This is a genomic window from Paraburkholderia caffeinitolerans (assembly GCF_902859945.1).
Lineage (GTDB): Bacteria > Pseudomonadota > Gammaproteobacteria > Burkholderiales > Burkholderiaceae > Paraburkholderia > Paraburkholderia caffeinitolerans.
The window spans coordinates 1-19,237 of sequence record NZ_CADIKL010000030.1 but is presented as its reverse complement, the minus strand read 5'-3'; the positions used below and the strand labels follow the sequence as shown (position 1 = coordinate 19,237).

Sequence of the window (19,237 nt, the reverse complement as noted above, 5' to 3'; positions counted from 1 at the left end):
GCGGGCTTTTGTTTTGGAAGGCGCAATCGCGCAATGAAAGGCGCTACGAACGGCGCAAGCCTCAAATCCCCAGCCGCCTGAGCACCTTCGGCCCGGCGAATGCCACGAGCGCGGCGCACAGCGCGACGACCGCAAGCCCGACGGTGAGATTGGTCACCTGCGTGATGCCGCCGATCACGACCGGCCCGAACAGCAGCCCGAAGTAAGCAATGCCCGCGACGTGCGCGAGGCCCTCGGCGGCATGGATGCCTTTCACGCGCGCGGCGGCGGCGAACAGCACCGGCATCATGTTCGCGAGGCCGAGTCCCATGAGCGTGAAGCCCGTGAGCGCGGCGAACGAATACGGCAGCAGCAGTGCGCCGATCATGCCCGCGCAGGCGAGCGAGGCGCTCGCGAACACGAGTTGCGGCGCGCCGAAGCGGGCGCGCACGGCGTCGCCGGCGAAGCGCGCGGCGGCCATGCCGCCCGAGAACGCCGCGTAGGCGGCGCTCGCCAGAGCGGGCGTCGAGAGCACGACGTCGCGCATGTAAACAGTGGCCCAGTCGTACATTGCGCCTTCGGCGATCAGCGCGATGAGCGCGATGCCGCCCAGCGCCCACAGCGCGGGCGTGCGCCAGCGGTTGCCGGTTTTGGCGTGCTCGCCGTGGGTGGCGTGCGGCACGTGCGGCAGCACGGCGGGGCACGAGACGACGAGCACGAGCGCAGCCACCACCGAAGCGAGGAACAGATGCAGCGCGGGCGCCATGCCGTGCGCGAGCAGCGCGCCGCCGACGGCGGCGCCGGCCATGCCGCCCAGGCTGAACATGCCGTGCAGCGCGGACATGATCGGCCGGCCGACAGCCTCCTCGACGGCGCTCGCTTCCGCGTTCATGGCGACGTCGAGCGTGGCCATGCCCATGCCGAACGCCGCGAGCACGACAAGCAGCATCCAGTAGTACGGCACGACGAGAATCAGCGCGCCGCACACTGACATGGTGAGGCCGCCCGTGAGGCAGGCGCGGCGCGTGCCGACGCGCGCGATCCATCCGGCGATGGTCGTCATGGCCGCGATCGACCCGCCCGCCACGGCGAACAGCGCATACGAGAGCAGTGCCGCGTTCAGATGGAATTTGTCGCGCACCGTGGGCACGTGCACGCCCCAGGATGCGTACATCATTCCCGCGATGAAAAAGAGCGCCATGGTCGCCACGCGCGCGCGCTGGCGCGTGGCGGCGGGAAGCGCGCGATGAACGGCATGGGGCGGCGTGGCGAGAGATGAATCGGGGAAATGGTCGGACACGGAAAATCCTGGGATGGACAACAGCGAATCAGCTATTTGAAAGGCAAGCGGAAATTCTAGCGAAGGCGCGCGCGGGCTGCTCGCGTCCGCGTGGCCTGTTCTAATAGTGGGATCGCGCTGCGCCCATCGACCACTCATCGATCGAGGACACCCTTGAAGATTCCCGCTCATGCTCCGCTGCACTTGATGCATCAGACCGCCACCGGCACGCTGGCCACTCACACGCGCGAACCGCTCGGCTTTCCGTACCCGACGCTGCTGCCGTTCGTGCCCGATGCGCGCCACCGCCCGGTCATCCTCGTGAGCCGGCTTGCTGAGCACACGCGCAATCTGCAGGGCGACTCGCGCGCGGGATTCCTCGTCGCGCAGACGAACGGCGACGATGTGCTGAACGCGCCGCGCATGACGCTGCTTGGCCGGTTCGAGCCGAGTGGAACCGAAGCCGGGGTGCAAGCCGATGCAGACGCCGAGTTTGACGCCGAAGCGCTCGCGCGCCGCTACTTGCGATACCAGCCGGACGCCGCGCGCTATCTCGCGCTCGGCGACTTCACATTCTGGACGATGCGTGTCGAGCGCCTGCGCTACATCGGCGGCTTTGGCGCGATGGGCTGGCTCGACGGCGCGGACCTCGACCCGCTTGACCCGCTCGCCGCCGACGAAGAAGAAGCGCTGATTCGCTTCTTCGAAACGCATCCGAAACGCCGGGACGGGCTCGCGCTGCTGGGCGTGGACCGCTACGGCGCGGACCTCGACATCGACGGCGTGCGCACACGCTATGTTTTCGACGCGCCGCAGAGCGACACGCAATCCTTGCATGCCGTGATAGCCGATTGCCTTGCGCGGCATGCAAGCTGAGTATTTTTTCTAGAAGGCGGCGAGCGCTGTTCGCTGCCGCTTCTAGTGCATTGTGCAATTTCAAGATAATACGTGGGCGCCGCCGGAAGCTCGCATGAAATGAGATGTTCGAGGTTTTTTTCTCAATTAATTTTCATGCCCTGCGAATTATGAGAGCGGGATTTATCTGAAAAATGGGATATTGGGCAAAAATACCGATTTGCACGAAATGGCAGATCTTCGTGGCCTGGCGCACCGTTCAGCGGCGACTAAAACGTTTTAATTATTTTTATTGCCCACGCTTTTCGTGACATTCGATTCTGTGTTAATCTCGCCTGCAATTTCCGAGGCAAATCACCTGTCAATGGGCATACTGACGCAAGATTGGTAGCCATTAATTAACAAACCACCAGGATACCTATGTCTTCCTACAAGGAACTCCTCGCGCAGCGAGAAAAGCTGGAGAAGCAGATTGAAGAGGCAAAGGCACGTGAATATGCCGAAGTCCTCGACGAGATCAAGCAGAAAATGGCCGATTACGGCATTACGCTGGCCGAACTCGGCGGCGGCCGCGCAGCCGGCAAGGGCGCCAAGGCAGCCAGCCGCTCGCGCGCAAGCGTTGCACCGAAATACCGTGACCCTGAAAGTGGCAGCACGTGGTCGGGCCGTGGCAAGCCGCCGCGCTGGATCGCTGGCAAGGACCGCGACGATTTTCTGATTCAGAAGTAAGTAAATCGCCTTCTGATGTTCTGGCGATGGGCCTTGCGGCCCGCAAGCGAAAAAGCCGCGCCGTCATGAGCCAAGCGCGGCTTTTTTGTTGCCCTCTTACCGATACCTTGCCAATGCCTTGCGACATGGTTCCTCTTGTGTAAACGCGAATACGAGGTGTTCTCGTAATCGGCTGATTTAAAAGAGGATTCCAGGGTTATCCCAATTGGTCATGGTAGGGCCATTACAATGGCGGCTATTCCACGCTCGCGCTTTGTAACGCATGTCCTCCACCACCGCCATTTCACCATCGGATAAACAGCGCGTCGCGCGCAAGACCACGCTTGTCAGCGTCGGTGTCAATTCGGTGCTGGTCGTGCTGCAAATCGCGGTTGGCGTGTTTGCGCATTCACAGGCCTTGATCGCCGACGGCATCCATTCGCTCTCCGATCTCGTTGCCGATTTCGTCGTGCTGTTTGCGAACCGCCATAGCGGCGCAAAGCCGGACGCCGATCACAATTACGGCCACAGCCGTTATGAAACGGTTGCCTCATTATTTCTCGGCGCATTGCTGATTGCCGTGGGCGTGGGCATGCTCGCGCGCGCCGGCACGCGCATTGCCAATCTCAGCGATATTCCGCCGGTTCATGCGAGTGCGCTGGCGGTGGCCGTGCTCGTGCTCGTCTCCAAGGAGGCGCTCTTTCGCTACATGCTGCGCGAGGCGCAACGCGTGCGCTCGGCCATGCTGATCGCCAACGCGTGGCATGCGCGCTCCGACGCGGCGTCATCACTCGTGGTCGCCATCGGCATCGTGGGCAGCCTCATGGGCGTGCGGCTGCTCGATCCGATCGCGGCGGCTATCGTCGGCTTCATGGTTGCGCGCATGGGTTGGGTGTTCGGCTGGGACGCGCTCCAGGACCTCTCCGATCGCGCGCTCGACGAAGCCACCACCGCCGACTTGCGCACCACGCTGGTTGGCACGCCGGGCGTGCTCGACGTGCACGAACTGCGCACGCGCAAGACCGGCGACCTCGCGCTTGTGGACGCGCATATCCTCGTTAATCCGCTGATCTCGGTTTCGGAAGGGCACTACATTGCGGAGATGGCGCGCGCGCGCCTGCTCAAGGACCCGCGCGTGCTCGACGCGCTGATCCACGTCGATCCCGAGGACGACATGCACGTGCGCTCGGTGGCGAACCTGCCGCCGCGCAGCGAAGTCGCGAATGCGCTGCGCGAGGCGCTCGCGGCGCACGGCGTGCGCGTGGAGGCGGTGACGCTTCACTACCTGAGCACGGGCCTCGAAATCCAGGTCGTGCTGGTGGCGCAGAGCGAAGCAGGACGACTCGACGGCATCGACATGCAGACGCTCGCGCGCAAGCTCGGCGCGAGCAAGGTGGAGGCAGTGCAAGCCGCAACGCCGGTGAAAGCGCCGGCGGAAGGCTCGGGACCGGCGGGAGCGTAGTGCTGCGTGAGCCAGCCGGGCCGAGCGTGGCTCAAAGGCTTAAAGCGCTTAAAGCGGCAATTGAGTATCGAACTTGATTTCCCGCAGCACGACGCTCGTGCGCACCTGCGCGACAGCCGGAATGCGGAAGATGCGCTCGTGCAGGAAGGTGTCGTAGGCCTTGATGTCCGGCGCGACGATCTTGAGGATGTAATCCGATTCGCCGGTCGTGCTGTAGCACTCGGTCACTTCGGGGCAGGTGGCGATCTCGCGCTCGAACGCCTCGACGCCGCCTTCGGTGTGCCGCGTGAGATGAATATGCGCGAGCGCGCAGACGTGCAGGCCGAGCTTCTCGCGATCGAGCAGCGCCGTGTAGCGCTGGATCACGCCTGACTGCTCCATGTCCTTGATGCGGCGCCAGCATGGCGTGCTGGAGAGGCCCACCTGATCGGAGATTTCCTGCACCGAGCGGCGCGCGTCGAGCTGCAAAAGGCGCAGGATCTTTTGAGAGAACGTATCGAGTGTCAAATGCGCCTCCATGTGCGTCGCCGTATTCCCGAATGTTAGAGGCCGGAAAAACGAAACGCAATGCAAACCGCGCTTGACGAGGGAGATTCCCTAATTTGATGTGCGGATGGCGGCTTTCTGCCCCGAGGTGTCCCCATCATCGGCGGTGGAGGCGGCGGCTTGCGCGGCCTGCTGCGCGCGCAGGTCGGCGAGCATGTTGCAGAAGAGCGCGCCTTGCTCGATAGCGTCGTCGAGCGCGACATGGGTGTGCGGGTGATCGTCGAACCAGTGCTTCGGAAAGCGCGGCTTGATGCACTTGCGGTACGGCAGGCCCGTCATGGCGAACGCGAGCGTCTTGATGTCGAGCGCCGACCACGAAAACGGGCAGCGCCCCGTAAAGCGCATCATGTACCAGAACATGAAAGTGAAATCGAAGCCTGCCGGCATGGCCACGAACACGGGCTTGCCGGGCAGCGCCTCCACCCACTCCACATAGGCATTGAGCGCTTCGGCCGGGTCCCGGAGATCCTTGCGGCAGGCGGCCCATGCCTCGGGCTGCGTCTCCCACCATGCTGCCTGCACCGGATGCGGTGTCGCGCCTTCGAGCGTGGCGAGATTCGCCGAGAAGGTAGCGATCAAACGCTTGTCGGCGGTGTAGGCCGCCGAAGCGAAGCTCAGCATCGAGTGCGGGCCGGGGATGGGACCGTCGGCCTCGACGTCGGTGCTGACGTAGATCTCTTCAATGGCGGCTTGATTCGCTGGATTCATGGGCTGGATTCGATAACAGGTTCGATACGTGCTGGCGAGCGTGGCCCGGCGCTTAACCCCAAGGCGCCTGGCTTGCGCCGCCCGAAACGCCGGGCACGCTGTCTGCTACATAAGGATTCGTGCGGCGCTCCTCGCCGAAGGTCGAAACCGGGCCGTGGCCCGGCACGAACGTGACGTCGTTGCCGAGCGGCCAAAGCTTCTCGCGGATCGAGCGGATCAGGTCCGCGTGATTGCCACGCGGAAAGTCGGTGCGGCCGATCGAGCCCGCGAACAGCACGTCGCCCACCAGCGCGAGGTCATGCTTGCGGCTGAAGAACACGACGTGCCCAGGCGTGTGGCCGGGACAGTGATAGACCTCCAGCTCCTCATCTCCAAATTGCACGGTGTCGCCGTCCGCGAGCCAGCGGTCGGGCTCGAACGCCTGCGCATGGCCAAAGCCGAAGCGCTCGCTTTGCTGCGGCAACTGATCGATCCAGAAGCGCTCGTCCTCATGCGGACCGATGATCGGCACGCCGAACTTTTCGGCGAGTTCCTTCGCGCCCGCGCAGTGATCGAGGTGACCGTGCGTGAGCAGCACCTTTTCGAGCTGCACGCCCTGGCGCGCGATCTCGGCTTCGATGCGATCGAGGTCGCCGCCCGGATCGACCACGGCGGCGCGCCGCGTTGCCTCGCAGACGAGGAGCGAACTGTTTTGCTGGAACGGCGTGACGGGAATCAGCGTGACTTTCATGCGCGCGGCTCTTGGATGACGTGTGTTGGTGGAGCTGGACCAAGCCAAAGACCCGATTGTACCGGGGCGCGCAAGACGTCGCCGGGGCTTGCCGGAAGGTATCGGTCAGCCTTGTCAGACAAGGCCCGCCGATGAGTGAGACAAACGGCTTTGTTACATCAATAGTGAAAAATCATGGAGTTTTCTACCTGGAAAGGATGGCAAGAATTACTTTTAGGTATAATGCGGTCCATCAAGCACGTTACGCGTGCGTTCAAAGGGCAATGTGACCCACTGTTTAAAACGGGTCTCGATGCATCGCCGTCAAGCAGTGCCGTCAAAGAAGGCTGGCTAAACAGGCTGCCTTACAAGATGGCAAATCAGGTGCCGATCCGTTCGGCACCGCACGTCTTGCCCAGCCAGGTGCTACGCGCCTGCCACGGCCTTGCTGCCGTGACGCTGGGTGGGGCCTACGCCGCCGTTCCTGTGCGCCGTGTGTTACCGGCGCGCCTGAACGTGTTCATCCGTTCGATGGCGGCATGTGGGGTCTGGTCAGGCTGCCGGGGACAGGCTGCGCCAGACGTGAAAGAAAACCAGCGGTTAGCGGCATATGGAGCTGCATCCGGGTATTGGCATTCGCTCGCCGTTTTTCATCGATCGGCGGGAGGGGTGTTCTTTTGCCTGCGACCGCCGGAGTCATCCACGAACGCGCAACCAAGGCGCGGGACGGCTCCGAAACATGATGGCTAACTTATGAAATTCGGACTTTCTCGACAACGACTCGGGAGTCTCGCAGCCGTGTCCGTGCTGGCCGGTTGTGCCATGCCGCCTGGTCCGCAGGACCATGCGCAGGGCAACGCGCTTAGCACCAAGGACGCGCACACGGCGTTTGCCGCTCCGCAGAGCTACGGCTCCGCGTTCGGGACGCTGCCGGCAGCGGGCGCCGGCAAGGACAGCTCGCTTGCCGACGCACAACCGATCGACGGCAACACGCCGGACGTCGGCTCGTTCCACCAGATCGGCCGCGCCTCGTGGTACGGCCGCGCGTTCCACGGCCGCAAGACCGCGAGCGGCGAGCGCTTCAACATGAAGGCGCTGACCGCCGCGCATCGCACGCTGCCGCTCGGCTCCTATGTGCGTGTGAGCGTGCCGAACACCTCGAAGTCGGTCGTGGTGAAGATCAACGACCGTGGACCGTACGCGCGTGGCCGCGTCCTCGACCTGTCCTATGCGGCGGCGAAGGTGCTGGGCCTCCAGCATGCCGGTACGGCGAAGGTGGACATCGAAGGTCTATCGCGCCAGGAAGCGAAGGCCGCGCAAGCCGAAATGCTGGCGGCAAACTCGAACAGCAACTGAGCTTCGCCACGCTGAGGTTACAAACATGAAGGGCCGCGTCGATATCGACGCGGCCCTTCGGTTTTTCTGGCGGGCTTTTCTGCTGTGTCTTGCAGCCGCATCGCCCGATGCGGCATCTTGCGGTTATCGACGCTTAGTTGGCGTCTTCCTCAGCATCTTCATCTCCGCCTTCGTTCTTCAGCTCGAGCGCGCGCGCATAGAGCGCGTTGCGCGACGCACCCGTGAGCGCCGCCGCGATCTTCGCCGCGCCCTTCACCGGCACTTCTTCCAGCAGCATACGCAGCAGCGCATCGTGATCGGCGTCGCCGGGCGACTGCGCGCTCGCGCCTTCCACGGTCAGCACGAACTCGCCGCGTTGACGGTTGGCATCGGCGGCAAGCCACGCTGGCCCTTCGGCCAGGGTGCCGCACCAGAGCGACTCGTGTAGCTTCGTCAACTCGCGGGCGATAAGCAGACGCCGCGTTGGGCCGAATGCATCGGCGAGTGCCTGCACGGTATCGACAATGCGATGCGGCGCCTCGTAGAACACCATCGCGTGCGCATGCGCCCCGAGCGCTTGCAGCGCGGCCGCGCGCTGCTTCGTCCTGGACGGCAGAAAGCCGAGGAACGTGAAGGTCGCGACCCAGTCGCCGGCTGCGGAAAGCGCCGTGGCGAGCGCGCTCGCGCCCGGCAGCGGCACGACTTGGAAACCGGCGGCGCGCACCGCATCGACGAGCTTCGCGCCGGGGTCCGAGATGCCAGGCGTGCCCGCGTCCGAGACGCAGGCCACGCGCTCGCCCGCGCGCAGATGCTCGATCACGCGCAGCGCCGCCTCGCGCTCGTTGTGCTCGTGCACGGCGACGAGCGGCTTCGAAATGCCATAGCGCGCGAGAAGCTGGCCCGTGTTGCGCGTGTCCTCGGCGGCGATGCGATCGACGAGGCCGAGCACATGTAGCGCGCGCAAGGTGATGTCGGCTGTGTTGCCGATGGGCGTCGCCACGACGTACAGCGTGGCGGCGGGATAGTGCTGGGTCTCGGCGAGTTCGAGGAGGGACGTCATGACACGGAACGCGCGAACGCAAGAAAAGAGGCCGTCATTGTGCCATGTGGGGGAAGGCGCGGCGGCGCAGGGTACGCGACAGCGCGAGGGCGGCAGATGCGTCTCGCGCACGCGCACGGACGCGGATGAGCCGGCGAGGCCACATCGCGACAACTTATACGCACGAGGCCGGTCCAACGCCGAACGCCGTGAGGCAGGTGCGCGCTTTGAATCGCACGCACTCGCTTTCTTGCAGCGTCAGCGTCTTGTGCTGGTCGCCCGCAACGTGCATTGCCGCGCCGGCGAACTGGACCTGGTGATGCGCGATCGCGACGGCACACTCGTTTTCGTGGAAGTGCGCGCACGCACGCGGCACGGTTACGGTGGCGCGGCCGCGAGCGTGGGCTGGCACAAGCAGCAGCGCATCTTGCGCGCGGCGCGCTATTACCTGGCAGGCCTCGCGATGAATGCGCACGCGCGCGAAGCATTGCCGACGGCGTGCCGCTTCGACGTGGTGACGTTCGACGGCGGACGTCTTGCGTGGTTGCGCGACGCGTTTCGCGAAGATGGGCGTTGAACGAGCGAAGCGCAAGCAGAAGCACGCGGACGCGTTCACACGCGACGCCGCGCGCAAAAAAGTGGCATGGAAAAGGCGTGCGGAAAAGAACACCGGAAGAGAAGGAGCGTGAGTGCGCTAAACTTGCGGCACCCCGCATTCACGCGGAATATTCGCGATACCCGCAGTACAGATTAGAGAGTCGATGTCCGTCGAACGAATTCAACAGCACTTTCGCGACAGCGCAGCAGTCAAGCTCGCCGCGATGGAAGCCCTGGCCGTGCCGATTGCCGCCGCGGTCGACACGATGTTCGCCGCGCTGGCGAACGGCAACAAAATACTCGCATGCGGCAACGGCGGCTCGGCCGCCGACGCCCAGCACTTCGCCGCCGAACTGATCGGCCGCTTCGAGCGTGACCGCCCGAGCCTGCCCGCGCTCGCGCTCACGACCGATGCCTCGGTGCTCACGGCGCTGGCGAACGACTACGCCTACGACCAGGTGTTCGCGAGACAAGTGCGTGCACTCGGCCAGCCTGGCGACGTGCTGCTTGCCATCACGACCTCGGGCAACTCGGCCAACGTGCTGGCCGCCATCGAAGTCGCGCATGAGCGCGAAATGATCGTGATCGCGCTGACCGGCAAAGGCGGCGGCATGGTCAACGAGGCGCTCGCCGACACCGACATCCACCTGAGCGTGCCGTCCGATCGGACCGCGCGCATCCAGGAAGTACACCTGCTAACGATCCACTGCCTGTGCGATGGCATCGACGCGATGCTGCTGGGCGAAGACTGACCGCGAAGGACGAAGGAGAGGGAGTTGATGATCAGAAACAGCAAGATGCGCGCGCTGGCCCGGACCACGCTGACGATCGGCTTCGCAGCCTCGCTGTGCGCGAGCCTGCAGGGTTGCTTCCTCGCTGTTGCGGGCGCGGCGGCGGGCGGCACGGCACTGGTGGCGACCGACCGGCGCACCGTGGGCTCGCAGACCGAAGACCGCGAGATCCAGGTGAAGGCGATCTCGAACCTCGGTAGCGGCCTGCCCGACAGCTCGCACGTGAACGTGGCCGTGTTCAACCAGCGCGTGCTGATAACGGGCGAAGTGCCCGACGAAGCATCGAAGCAGAAAGCCGAGACCATCGTGCGTGGCGTCACGAACGTGGGATCGGTCATCAATGAACTGGCAGTGCAGCCGGCGAGTTCGTTCTCGTCGCGCGCCAACGACTCGTATCTTGAAGGGCGCGTGAAGGGCGAACTGGTGGCCTATAAGGACATCTCGGCGAATAACTTCAAGGTGGTGAGCGAGCGCGGCATTATCTATCTGATGGGTCTCGTGACCACCCAGGAAGGCAATATTGGTGCGAATGCTGCGAGCACGGTGCCCGGCGTGATGCAGGTGGTGAAGTGCTATCAGTACATTCAGCCGGCGCAAGCGGCAGCGGCGAATGCATCAGGTAGCGGGAATGGCGCGACGACGGCGCCGACGAGCGCAGCCGATGCGCCGACTGTGGGCGCGGTGCCGGATTCGGGGGTGAGCTCCAAGCCGCTCGATTTGCAAGCGCCCGCGCCGGTGAAGGATTCCGCACCGGTTCATCCGGGTAACAATGGGGCGACGATGTGATGGTGATGCGTTCTTTTATTGTGACTGGGCGGTGGGTTGCTGGAGTGGTGGTGGTTGCTGGCGTTGTTGGAGGGGCTCCGGCTTTTGCTGCTGATGCTGGGGTGGCTAATGGGGCGGTTGTTGCGCGCTCCAATGCCTGCATGGGGTGTCATGCGGTGGATCGGAAGCTTGTTGGCCCTTCGTTTAAGGATATCGCTGCGAAGTACAAGGGTGATGCGGGGGCGCAGGCCAAGCTCGAGAAGAAGGTGCGGGATGGGGGCGCTGGGGTGTGGGGCGCGGTTCCTATGCCTGCTCATCCTCGGATGAGTGCGGGGGATGTGAAGGATGTTGTGGCTTGGGTTTTGGCTGGGGCGCCGGATTCTTCTGCTGCCAAGTAACGCGCTCGTTTTCGCGGGCTCTTGAGGCTTGAGGTCGCGCAATTTTGGTGCTTGGCACAAGCGAAAATTGCTGTGCTAGAATCGTTTGGATAGTGGGGCGGTAGCTCAGCTGGGAGAGCGTCGCGTTCGCAATGCGAAGGTCGGGAGTTCGATCCTCCTCCGCTCCACCAAAAATTTCAATAAAAACAACGCACTACGTCTTGCGATGTAGTGCGTTGTTTTGCTTTGTGTCGCAGCTTTTTGCAGACCGGTTGTGGCAAATTTGTGGCGGGCCGGTCGTTGCGTTCGACGCTCGGGATGAGGTGGAAAAAATTTGCTCGGAAATTACCGTGATCGCAGCGGTTGAACCGACGAATCTTGCATGCATTCGCAACCCACTGCGGCCAAGTGCATGAATCGCCTTGGCCCACCCCGCCAACATGCAAGCGCTCTTAACCGTCGATCAGCTTTCTGAATACCTGCGAAAATCTGTCGCTAGCATTCGCAGCGACGCCACCCGCAATCCGGCTGCACTGCCTCCGATATGTCGCATTCCCGGCACAAAACGGCTCCTATGGCGAGTTGAAGATGTCGAGCATTGGTTGGCGAGTCACGTCGCAACCGAGGGCGCATCGCAGGCGATGCAGCCAGCCATGGAGCATGCCCGGCGAGGGCGGCCTACCAAGGCGGAGCAACTGGCACGAAAGAAGCGGCTCTCGGGTTCGAAGCCCTCAAAATTGTCGCCTGCGGCGAGGGGCTAGGATTTGTGCCTACGTCACGACGAAGTTGTTCGTATAGAGCGACTAACGAATCCTCGCGCTTCTCGGGATTTCTTCCTTGCAGATATCCTCGGCTTCGCGCTGAAAGCCGACGCGACCAGCATGGAAGTGCCGATCTTCTCGCTTTCCACGCGACCGGACCTTTCAATCGAGCAGTGGACGAGCCAGGACGGAAAACGCCGGATAACGGTTACGCCGAGCGCGCTTGGGCGTGCAACGCAACATGACAAAGACGTCCTAATTTATGTGACTTCGCAATTTACCGCGGCCGTGGATCGACAATTGCCGGACACGAACTACCGAACGGTTCGCTTCATGGCATACGATTTCTTCAAGACCACTGGTCGCGGAACAAGCGGGGCAGAGTACAGGGCACTGAAGCTGTCTTTGAGGCGATTGCACGGCACCACTATTACGACCAACATTTCCACAGGCGGGATACAGATAGACGAAGGATTTGGGCTCATTGACGGATGGAGAACTATCGCAAGCCACGACCGGCCGGGGACGATGATTGCCGTGGAGATCACATTGTCGATCTGGCTATTCAACGCTATACGGTCCTTCGAGGTATTCACACTTCACAAGGACTATTTCCGCCTGAGGAGACCGATCGAGCGACGTCTTTATGAACTCGCACGAAAGCACTGTGGACGTCAGCCGACCGCGCGAATTGGACTGGAACTGTTGCGACAGAAAGCCGGTAGCAAGGCGAGTCCCAAAGAGTTTCGGCGAATGGTGCGCGAAGTGATGATCGCCGACTCGTTGCCAGAATATCGGCTGATCTTGAGCCAGAGCGACATTGTCACGCTTTACACCAAGGATCATCGCAAGCTGGCGCGCGCACTTTCCGGACATTTGCCGAACAGGTTACCCATCGTGGTATCACCCACCAAGTAGCAAAATGTCGCCATGACACACGTGTTATCGCCCACCCTTTCCTGTGGACAGGCACGTGTTATCGCCCACCGACGTATCGTGATTTCGCCCACCTCTTGTATTGCCGGCGCCGCGCTGCAGATGATGTTCACGCCATTGCACTGCTCTGTAACGCGCGCGCGTTTTTTTAACGTATATAATCTTTAACGCGTATCATCTCCTCAAGTTGTGGAAAATAGGTTTCGAGACGCTTGCGGATAGCCGGACTGGCGAATTTGTCGAGCCAATCGAGGTAATCCCGCAGCTTGAACTTGGAATCCGACGAAGCTGACCTGCAAATGTGTAAGGTTTCCATTCTGTCTTCTTCGGAGCAAAAATCGCGCGGCCACTTGGCGTAGTGTTCAATGTCGGCTAGGGAAACGCCGACTGACTTGCGATAGGAAGGCTCGTACTTCAGGCGGCGAATCTCCATCTCAGTGAGTTCGCCGTTGATCGCGCCATATACGCAAAATGAGCTGAAGGTGTTGAAGGCGTCAAACTGATCCCACAGCTCCACGGCGTCCATGCACATGCGAACGCACCGGTATGCGCCGACTCCGTCGGTTGCGCCAAGCGAGTTCACCGCGTTATGTAGGCGATACAACGCAATGGATTCAGCCAAGTCCCGCAATTCAATTTCTTCGTCACGAAACTGCCGGCGCCGCAAGAGCAGACTGCATTCGAAGTTATATAGAGATTCCTCGAACGACAATTCAGGGCTGGTGAATAGTTCACCTGGGTCGACTTCGGGATCCGGTCGGTATGGCATATCGTAAACAACACAGGAGCAGATCGTCCAAAGCTGATCAACAGGCCCCCAAAGAGCCTGCCACAACCTATCTGGTCCCTCCAGAAAATATTGAGGCGCGTCTGGAAACAGCTTCGATAACTGCTTCAATCCTTTTGGAGAAAGCGCTTGCTGTCCTCTGACGATTCGATACCATTTTTTTTGCTCCTTCGTCGCCGTGACCTGTTTGATCCTTTTGTTGGGTTTGCGGCTTGGAGCCTCCTCGCCCGTCCATGAGGCGGTTGCCTCATCAAACCACTGGGCAAACTGATTCGGATTTGCGGAGCCTGTCCGTCTCATCAACTCATGCATCAAGACGACCGTCCTAACGCAGTTTCGCCGTTTTTCTTCTGTGGCTGATGGCCGAAAACCATTTTGCATATGCTGAACTTGTCCCGTAGCTATAAAAGGTGAGCTTTTTGCGATGAAGTTTACCTCTTGCTCAACGACCACAGCTCGTACGAGACGGTCTCCGAGCGTCCGGATCTCCTATCGCCTGACCTATCACTTCGACATCGTCCGTTTCATTGCAGCCCAGAGGCTCTTTTCGTGCCCGAATGGTCACGGTAGTATGCAATCACGACCCAATTAGTCGCAAATCTCGCCGACCAAGGAGCCGACGTATGAATGGTTTTCGACGATCCCGGCATGTGCCTCGAACCGATATGGATGCGCTGTTTCGTGAGGTGATAGCAAGGGGGCCGGAAGCAGCGTTGCCACAAAACCTGCCCGATAAGTGGTTGCGTGCGATTGTCCGGGACGCGAGGAAGGCGGCAATCTCCGGTGACAGGGACCTCGCTCGCAGCGCGATGGTATTGGCCTTCACACTGGCCGATGCCACGGTGGATAAAGCCGTACTTGACGAGCGGCTTCCCGACTGCCTCGCTAGCTATCAGCTCGCCTTGATCGAAGAGCTGATCGGGCGGCAAACCGGGATTTTTCCGCGCCAGTATTCACTGTCGGACATCTTTGCGTGATTCGATCGCGCCCGTTCTCTGGGAAATCAAGGTTCTTGATGACCAACGTCACCATGCTCCCCAAAGACGAGCTTGCTAAGCGCCATGCAACGGTAACCAATGCCATCGCCACGCAGAGGCTCGAAGGGCTGGAGATGAATCGCGAGACGATCGCGGATCTTGAAAGCTGGGCGCGCGGGGAAATCGAACTGACGACGGCGCGTGAACGCGCCCTGGCTCGCATTGAAGCCACGAGACTGCGCCGGCTGGCTGAAGGCGCGTGGCCTCCGGCCGCTGATCCGCTGGCTGACTAGCGAGACGCAACGCCAACTTCCGGTCGTCAGCCGGGGACCGCGTCTTGACTCTTGTTCCCGCCACGTTCCCATTTTGTTCACTTCATGTTCACGACGTATCGTGGGCGTGAATTTGTGTTCACACAGCGTTCACTTGATGTTTCCTTTTCGTTCACTGAGATAGGGGATGCGGCTTTGCCGCATCCCCTATCTGTTCACGATTTGTTTACGCTGCGTTCACCGGTGGGCGTGATCTCGGCGGGAACGGCGAAAACCGGGGCTGTTATCCAGAGCTTTGCCCGTCAAAGCTGAAGCTAGACCCGAAAAGCAGACCAGAGTGGAACATAAAGGACGTAACACACTTTTCTCTTTTTTCCGCCGAAACCCTTGATTGGCGGGCGAGACAGCGTATTACAGCGGGCACAATTTCAGCCGTTTTGTGTTCCATTATGTAATACGCCGCGTTTGCCGTCGGACAGTGTGCAAATGATGGGCGAATGGTGTGCAAACGGTGAGTGCATGGTGTGCACACGCACGGACGGTGTGCAAGCCGTGGGCGGACGGTGTGTACATGGTGAGCAAGAAGGTACGTGCCGGGTAGGTGGGCGCGGCGCTCGCGATGCGCGTGGAGGATGTCTACGTGCAGCACCGGCGCCTGTGGGTGCGCCTGCGTGAAAAGGGCGGCAAAAGCCAAGCGATGCCCTGTCACTACACACTCGAGGCGTACCTGCACGCGTATCTTGAGCATCTGAGCGGCACCGGCATTGCCGGCGACCAGAAGGGCCCGCTGTTTCACACGATCGCGCGCGGCACCGGACGGCTGAGCGCGACCCCGCTGCCGCAGGCGAACGCCCATGCGATGGTCCGGCGCCGCGCGGCGGCCGCCGGCCTCGCGACGAAGATATCGGCGACCACACCTTCCGCGCGACCGGCATCACCGCCTACCTGAAGAGCGGAGGCACGCTCGAGAACGCCGCGGCGATGGCGAACCACGCGTCAACGCGCACGACGCAGCTCTATGACCGGCGCCACGACGACATCAGCTTGGATGAGGTCGAGCGTATCCGCCTATAGCGAAAGCATTACGCCGTAGCCCTACGGCTCTTTTCAGGGTCCGAGACCGACCGAACGCGGTGTCGCAAACTCGTCGGGTTCCTTGCCGGCTGGGAAGGCCACTACGTAGAGCACACTGGTATCGAACGGTTTGCCGTCTGCGGACTCGCCGTTGAACCGTAATCGCAGCTTGCGCTCGGCGTACCGGAGCGATACGCCAGAGGCCTTGAGCGCGTCGATGTGCTGCTGCAGCTCGTCATATACCTCGAACTTCTGCGTCTCGGAGTAGCAGTCGCTGACATCCCGAAACTCGCGCATGAAGTCGATCAGCGTCGCGAATTCTTCGTCAACCTCACGGGGCAGGTCGAATCCCGGCGTCGAGAGATCCATGCTGTGCATCTCCGCAAGGCGCACCAGTTGCCGCCCAGTTTCGAGCGGTAGGGCCTTGAGTGTGATGTGTTCGCGCTCGAACTTTTCCTTGGTAGCCTGCAGTTCTTCTGGCGTGGGGATCGAAAACGGCTTGTTCAGCGCGTCGATGTCTTCGAATTCGAAGGCCCGAGCGATCGCGCGGCGGCTATCGAAGCCGGAAGTCTCGCCGCGTTCAATACGCTGGATAGTGCGCACGTTGAGGCCGGAGAGTTCGGCCAGCTACTCCTCCTGCGACCATTGCCGCATTTCGCGGAAGAGCCTGACGACTGCAGCGAGCTCGCTGGCTGTCAGCAGGCGGGGCTGTGATTGCTCCATGTGTGTCATCGTGATTCCCCATTAAATGGACGCCTTAATGATGTGATGCGAGGAGTCGCGGCAACACGACAGCGCCCCGACACGGGAGCGACGGGCATTACGTCCAGTTCCAACCTCTCCATCCTGAAGACTGCAAATCACAATTCAGGATTGTGATAACCTCTATCCTGAATCCAGATTCATCAAAAGGGTTACGAACAGTCACCCCCTCCCATCGCAAGGCACCATGCGCCCCGAACAGATGCTCCCCGCCGAGAAGCAGGCCCTCGACAACCTGCTCAAGATCGCCCAGGGCGACACCGGCCAGAGCCGCCGCGTCGCCGACTTCCTGCTGGCCTGGTGGAATGCCGGCCAGTGCGGCAGCTACGACCTCACGACCGCCTGGGGCCTCGATGACGACATCATGGAAGACGCGTGCGTGGTGTTCCGTCTCGCCTCGCGGGCGGCCAGCTACCCGGACACGCTGGGCTATGGCGAGCACTTCGAAGCCGTGGTGCGCGCGTGGCGGCCCGAACTCGTGAAGGAATGAACATGGCAACCGAGACCATCGACCAGAAAACCCTGTCCGGCCTCGTCGAGGCGGGCGCGGTACGCGCCGCACACGTGGTCGGCCAGCGTGGTGGCTGGGGCGTGCTGTTTCGCTACGGCATGACCGAGCGGGCACTGGCGACCCAGCGCGGCAACGTCCGCACTTGGGCGAATTTCGAGACGCTGGCCACATACCTGCGCGAGCTAGGCATCGTGCGTTTCGAGGTGGACGCCGCGCAGTACGATCCAGTCGCCCCGCGCTCGAGCGCGGAACAGTCCAAGGCCGAGCGGGCGCGCGAACAGATGAAGGCCGCGCACGCGGACGCCGCCTACAACCGGTGGTTCCGTGAGACCGTCCGCGCCTCGATGGCTGAGGCCGACGAACCGGGCAGCGTGAAGGTGTCGCATGACGCCGTGGCGGCCCTGCTGCGCGCCGGCGACACCGCAGGCCTGCGCGCCCTGGCCGAAGGCAAGGCGGCCACGCCAGCCACGAAGCCGAAGCGGACGGCCCGTAAATGACGGTGACTGTCGAATGGACCGCGACAGCACTGCTCAACCTTGCTGACATTCTCGATTACGTGCGCGAGCAAAGCCCGCAGGGGGCCGACACGCTCGCGGTGGAAATCCAGGCCAAAACCGGCCGCATTGCCGCCGATCCGAAGCTGTTCCGCGTGGGCCGCGTGCGCGGCACGCGCGAGGCCGTGGTGACGGAAAACTATCTGTTGGTGTATCGCATCGTTGGCGACGTGGCGCAGATTCTCAATGTGCTGCACACGCGGCGGCAGTGGCCAGCGCACAAGGGAAGGAGATAGGGCATGCCCGAATATCAGGATATCTTGGAGGGGGTGCAGGAAGTCGATGCTGGCCGGGTGTTGCCGTTGGAAGTGGTACAGCTCGCGTTCGAGCTGCGGTTCGCCATCGAAGACACACCGGACCCCGAGCGGGTCCGGACTGAGGTCTTGAAACTGCTCTCGCGCTCATCCGCACCTGGCCAGTCATGAAACCGGTATGAAGACGGACGCACATATCATCGGCTACCTGCGGCATCGTGCGCGTCGGCACAAGCGCGACATCCGTGGCCTGAAGCTGGCCCGGATGATGGGCATGACACTGCCCATGCTGAAACGGAAGAGCCTCGCCGGTATGCCCTGGGGCGTGACGACAATGTGGTGGGACGGCGGGATGGAAATGGCGATGCGTCTGACGCCGATCCGGTACGCAAGGAAGGTGTCGTTTTCGTCAGATCGCCCGCACTTCTGGCGCGATCACAAGGGGCGCATCTATGCCATGAAGGAACTGCGCAAGGGTGAACGCCGCCATCGCCCGAAGCCGGGTTCGGCGTTCGAGTGGCGGCAGCTTGAGCGCAAGCATGAAGCCGGCGGGGGGGCGTGGCGCACAAGGGAAGGGGACAAATATGCTCGAATATCAGGATAAGGTCGTGCAGGACGTGGCCGCCTGCACCTGCGACCGCTGCCAGCGCCGCATGACGCCTGTTGTCGCCAGGAGCGTTTTCCGAGTGTGAGGGAATCAAGGCAGAAATCGTATTCGGCCGGCATGGTTGCGGATATAGCAAGATCTGACGTTATTTCGCTGTTCGTGCACTTGGGGACGATATCGCCTACTGCGGGCACGTGAATCGCAAAGTCGATTCGTCTGTTGCGCCCACCTGTGCCAGTGCGCCAGGCGCAGGAGATGGTCCGCGTCGGCGGGTCACTCTGCGGGGCGGCGCAGTCGGCTGATTTTTCGCTCAATACGGGCTATGCAACGAGGCAGATCTGACTTGACCTCATGTTCCCAGACGCGGATGACCGACCAGCCTTCCTCGCGCAGCGTGACCGTGTGTCTGATATCGCGAGCACGGTTGCCCGCGATCTTCTCTTTCCAGTATGGGGCAAGCTTCATCTCCCATTCGTGGAACGTAAGCCCCCGGTAAAGTCATCTTGAATGAGTAAGGCTCGAAGGCGAGGATCGTGTCCATCTAAATTTTTAATGGACAGGTGTACACGATGGACGAGATCGAGGTGATGCA

25 protein-coding genes, 1 tRNA gene and 1 pseudogene are annotated in these 19,237 nt (G+C 61.9%); 19 read left to right on the top strand and 8 right to left on the bottom strand.

All coding sequences use genetic code 11. The annotated features are described in order from the left end of the window. Positions 1-61 precede the first annotated feature (61 nt). Positions 62-1,279, bottom strand: a complete 1,218-nt coding sequence (locus HV773_RS24940) for an MFS transporter (RefSeq protein ID WP_227875344.1) — start codon at positions 1,277-1,279, stop codon at positions 62-64. Positions 1,280-1,432: 153 nt separating this feature from the next. On the opposite strand from HV773_RS24940, the gene HV773_RS24935 reads away from it, so the two are divergent. The 3 genes from HV773_RS24935 (at position 1,433) to HV773_RS24925 (ending at position 4,283) form a co-directional block, all read left to right on the top strand. After that, positions 1,433-2,134, top strand: coding sequence for a HugZ family pyridoxamine 5'-phosphate oxidase (locus tag HV773_RS24935; RefSeq protein ID WP_129560938.1), 702 nt, complete (start codon positions 1,433-1,435; stop codon positions 2,132-2,134). A gap of 399 nt (positions 2,135-2,533) precedes the next feature. Further along, positions 2,534-2,842: an H-NS histone family protein gene (locus HV773_RS24930; protein WP_035523518.1), complete on the top strand. Its 309-nt coding sequence runs from the start codon at positions 2,534-2,536 to the stop codon at positions 2,840-2,842. A 262-nt stretch (positions 2,843-3,104) separates the two neighbouring features. Beyond that, a complete protein-coding gene (locus HV773_RS24925) occupies positions 3,105-4,283 on the top strand; it encodes a cation diffusion facilitator family transporter (protein WP_129560939.1) in 1,179 nt (392 codons plus the stop codon). A gap of 48 nt (positions 4,284-4,331) precedes the next feature. Here HV773_RS24925 and HV773_RS24920 read toward each other — a convergent pair whose 3' ends face one another. The 3 genes from HV773_RS24920 to HV773_RS24910 form a co-directional block, all read right to left on the bottom strand. Then, entirely contained in the window at positions 4,332-4,802 is a 471-nt protein-coding gene (locus HV773_RS24920) for an Lrp/AsnC family transcriptional regulator (protein ID WP_174220033.1), read from the bottom strand. Between the two features lie 78 nt (positions 4,803-4,880). Next, on the bottom strand, positions 4,881-5,537 hold the full coding sequence (locus HV773_RS24915; RefSeq protein ID WP_129560940.1) for a 3'-5' exonuclease family protein: 657 nt from the start codon (positions 5,535-5,537) through the stop codon (positions 4,881-4,883). Between the two features lie 52 nt (positions 5,538-5,589). Then, complete coding sequence (locus HV773_RS24910; protein ID WP_129560941.1) at positions 5,590-6,267, bottom strand: MBL fold metallo-hydrolase; 678 nt, start codon at positions 6,265-6,267, stop codon at positions 5,590-5,592. A gap of 732 nt (positions 6,268-6,999) precedes the next feature. On the opposite strand from HV773_RS24910, the gene HV773_RS24905 reads away from it, so the two are divergent. Next, on the top strand, positions 7,000-7,602 hold the full coding sequence (locus HV773_RS24905; RefSeq protein WP_129560942.1) for a septal ring lytic transglycosylase RlpA family protein: 603 nt from the start codon (positions 7,000-7,002) through the stop codon (positions 7,600-7,602). A gap of 133 nt (positions 7,603-7,735) precedes the next feature. Here HV773_RS24905 and rsmI read toward each other — a convergent pair whose 3' ends face one another. Then, positions 7,736-8,641 carry a 16S rRNA (cytidine(1402)-2'-O)-methyltransferase gene (gene rsmI, locus HV773_RS24900; protein WP_129560943.1) on the bottom strand — a complete coding sequence of 302 codons (906 nt, stop codon included), beginning with the start codon at positions 8,639-8,641 and terminating at the stop codon, positions 7,736-7,738. On the opposite strand from rsmI, the gene HV773_RS24895 reads away from it, so the two are divergent. The 6 genes from HV773_RS24895 to HV773_RS24870 all read left to right on the top strand — a co-directional run bounded on the left by HV773_RS24895 (position 8,640) and on the right by HV773_RS24870 (position 12,829). Next, positions 8,640-9,197 carry a YraN family protein gene (locus HV773_RS24895; protein ID WP_129560944.1) on the top strand — a complete coding sequence of 186 codons (558 nt, stop codon included), beginning with the start codon at positions 8,640-8,642 and terminating at the stop codon, positions 9,195-9,197. The two genes, rsmI and HV773_RS24895, sit on opposite strands and share 2 nt — an antisense overlap. Positions 9,198-9,381: 184 nt before the next feature. Continuing rightward, positions 9,382-9,969, top strand: a complete 588-nt coding sequence (locus tag HV773_RS24890) for a phosphoheptose isomerase (RefSeq protein WP_129560945.1) — start codon at positions 9,382-9,384, stop codon at positions 9,967-9,969. 30 nt (positions 9,970-9,999) lie between these two features. Further along, on the top strand, positions 10,000-10,794 hold the full coding sequence (locus HV773_RS24885) for a BON domain-containing protein (RefSeq protein ID WP_174220072.1): 795 nt from the start codon (positions 10,000-10,002) through the stop codon (positions 10,792-10,794). A 5-nt stretch (positions 10,795-10,799) separates the two neighbouring features. Then, positions 10,800-11,171, top strand: a complete 372-nt coding sequence (locus HV773_RS24880) for a c-type cytochrome (RefSeq protein WP_129563247.1) — start codon at positions 10,800-10,802, stop codon at positions 11,169-11,171. 94 nt (positions 11,172-11,265) lie between these two features. Beyond that, a tRNA-Ala gene (locus HV773_RS24875) sits at positions 11,266-11,341 on the top strand. 573 nt (positions 11,342-11,914) lie between these two features. Further along, on the top strand, positions 11,915-12,829 hold the full coding sequence (locus HV773_RS24870; RefSeq protein ID WP_281365298.1) for a replication initiator protein A: 915 nt from the start codon (positions 11,915-11,917) through the stop codon (positions 12,827-12,829). 166 nt (positions 12,830-12,995) lie between these two features. On the opposite strand, the gene HV773_RS24865 is transcribed toward HV773_RS24870, so the two are convergent. After that, positions 12,996-13,949 carry a hypothetical protein gene (locus HV773_RS24865; RefSeq protein WP_175197029.1) on the bottom strand — a complete coding sequence of 318 codons (954 nt, stop codon included), beginning with the start codon at positions 13,947-13,949 and terminating at the stop codon, positions 12,996-12,998. A gap of 308 nt (positions 13,950-14,257) precedes the next feature. On the opposite strand from HV773_RS24865, the gene HV773_RS24860 reads away from it, so the two are divergent. The 4 genes and pseudogenes from HV773_RS24860 to HV773_RS24845 all read left to right on the top strand — a co-directional run. After that, positions 14,258-14,611, top strand: coding sequence for a hypothetical protein (locus tag HV773_RS24860; RefSeq protein WP_175197028.1), 354 nt, complete (start codon positions 14,258-14,260; stop codon positions 14,609-14,611). A gap of 38 nt (positions 14,612-14,649) precedes the next feature. Next, on the top strand, positions 14,650-14,904 hold the full coding sequence (locus HV773_RS24855; RefSeq protein ID WP_246282389.1) for an antitoxin VbhA family protein: 255 nt from the start codon (positions 14,650-14,652) through the stop codon (positions 14,902-14,904). A gap of 84 nt (positions 14,905-14,988) precedes the next feature. Then, positions 14,989-15,195, top strand: coding sequence for a hypothetical protein (locus HV773_RS24850; RefSeq protein ID WP_175197026.1), 207 nt, complete (start codon positions 14,989-14,991; stop codon positions 15,193-15,195). 289 nt (positions 15,196-15,484) lie between these two features. Beyond that, positions 15,485-15,957 (top strand): annotated as a pseudogene (locus tag HV773_RS24845) (tyrosine-type recombinase/integrase); the annotation flags it as partial. Between the two features lie 33 nt (positions 15,958-15,990). On the opposite strand, the gene HV773_RS24840 reads toward HV773_RS24845, so the two are convergent. Further along, positions 15,991-16,560: an XRE family transcriptional regulator gene (locus HV773_RS24840; RefSeq protein ID WP_246282387.1), complete on the bottom strand. Its 570-nt coding sequence runs from the start codon at positions 16,558-16,560 to the stop codon at positions 15,991-15,993. Positions 16,561-16,906: 346 nt separating this feature from the next. Between HV773_RS24840 and HV773_RS24835 the strand changes: the two genes are divergently transcribed. The 5 genes from HV773_RS24835 to HV773_RS24815 are packed head-to-tail and all read left to right on the top strand — an operon-like array spanning position 16,907 to position 18,642. Beyond that, on the top strand, positions 16,907-17,209 hold the full coding sequence (locus HV773_RS24835; protein ID WP_175197025.1) for a DUF7673 family protein: 303 nt from the start codon (positions 16,907-16,909) through the stop codon (positions 17,207-17,209). Positions 17,210-17,211: 2 nt separating this feature from the next. Next, positions 17,212-17,727, top strand: a complete 516-nt coding sequence (locus HV773_RS24830) for a hypothetical protein (protein WP_175197024.1) — start codon at positions 17,212-17,214, stop codon at positions 17,725-17,727. Next, positions 17,724-18,020 (top strand): type II toxin-antitoxin system RelE/ParE family toxin, encoded by a 297-nt coding sequence (locus HV773_RS24825; protein WP_175197023.1) that lies wholly within the window; start codon positions 17,724-17,726, stop codon positions 18,018-18,020. Before HV773_RS24830 ends, HV773_RS24825 begins: the two co-directional genes overlap by 4 nt. Positions 18,021-18,023: 3 nt before the next feature. Then, complete coding sequence (locus tag HV773_RS24820) at positions 18,024-18,209, top strand: hypothetical protein (RefSeq protein WP_175197022.1); 186 nt, start codon at positions 18,024-18,026, stop codon at positions 18,207-18,209. Between the two features lie 7 nt (positions 18,210-18,216). Further along, positions 18,217-18,642 carry a hypothetical protein gene (locus HV773_RS24815; protein ID WP_175197021.1) on the top strand — a complete coding sequence of 142 codons (426 nt, stop codon included), beginning with the start codon at positions 18,217-18,219 and terminating at the stop codon, positions 18,640-18,642. A gap of 276 nt (positions 18,643-18,918) precedes the next feature. On the opposite strand, the gene HV773_RS24810 is transcribed toward HV773_RS24815, so the two are convergent. After that, positions 18,919-19,110, bottom strand: coding sequence for a DUF559 domain-containing protein (locus HV773_RS24810; RefSeq protein WP_175197020.1), 192 nt, complete (start codon positions 19,108-19,110; stop codon positions 18,919-18,921). Positions 19,111-19,237 lie beyond the last annotated feature (127 nt).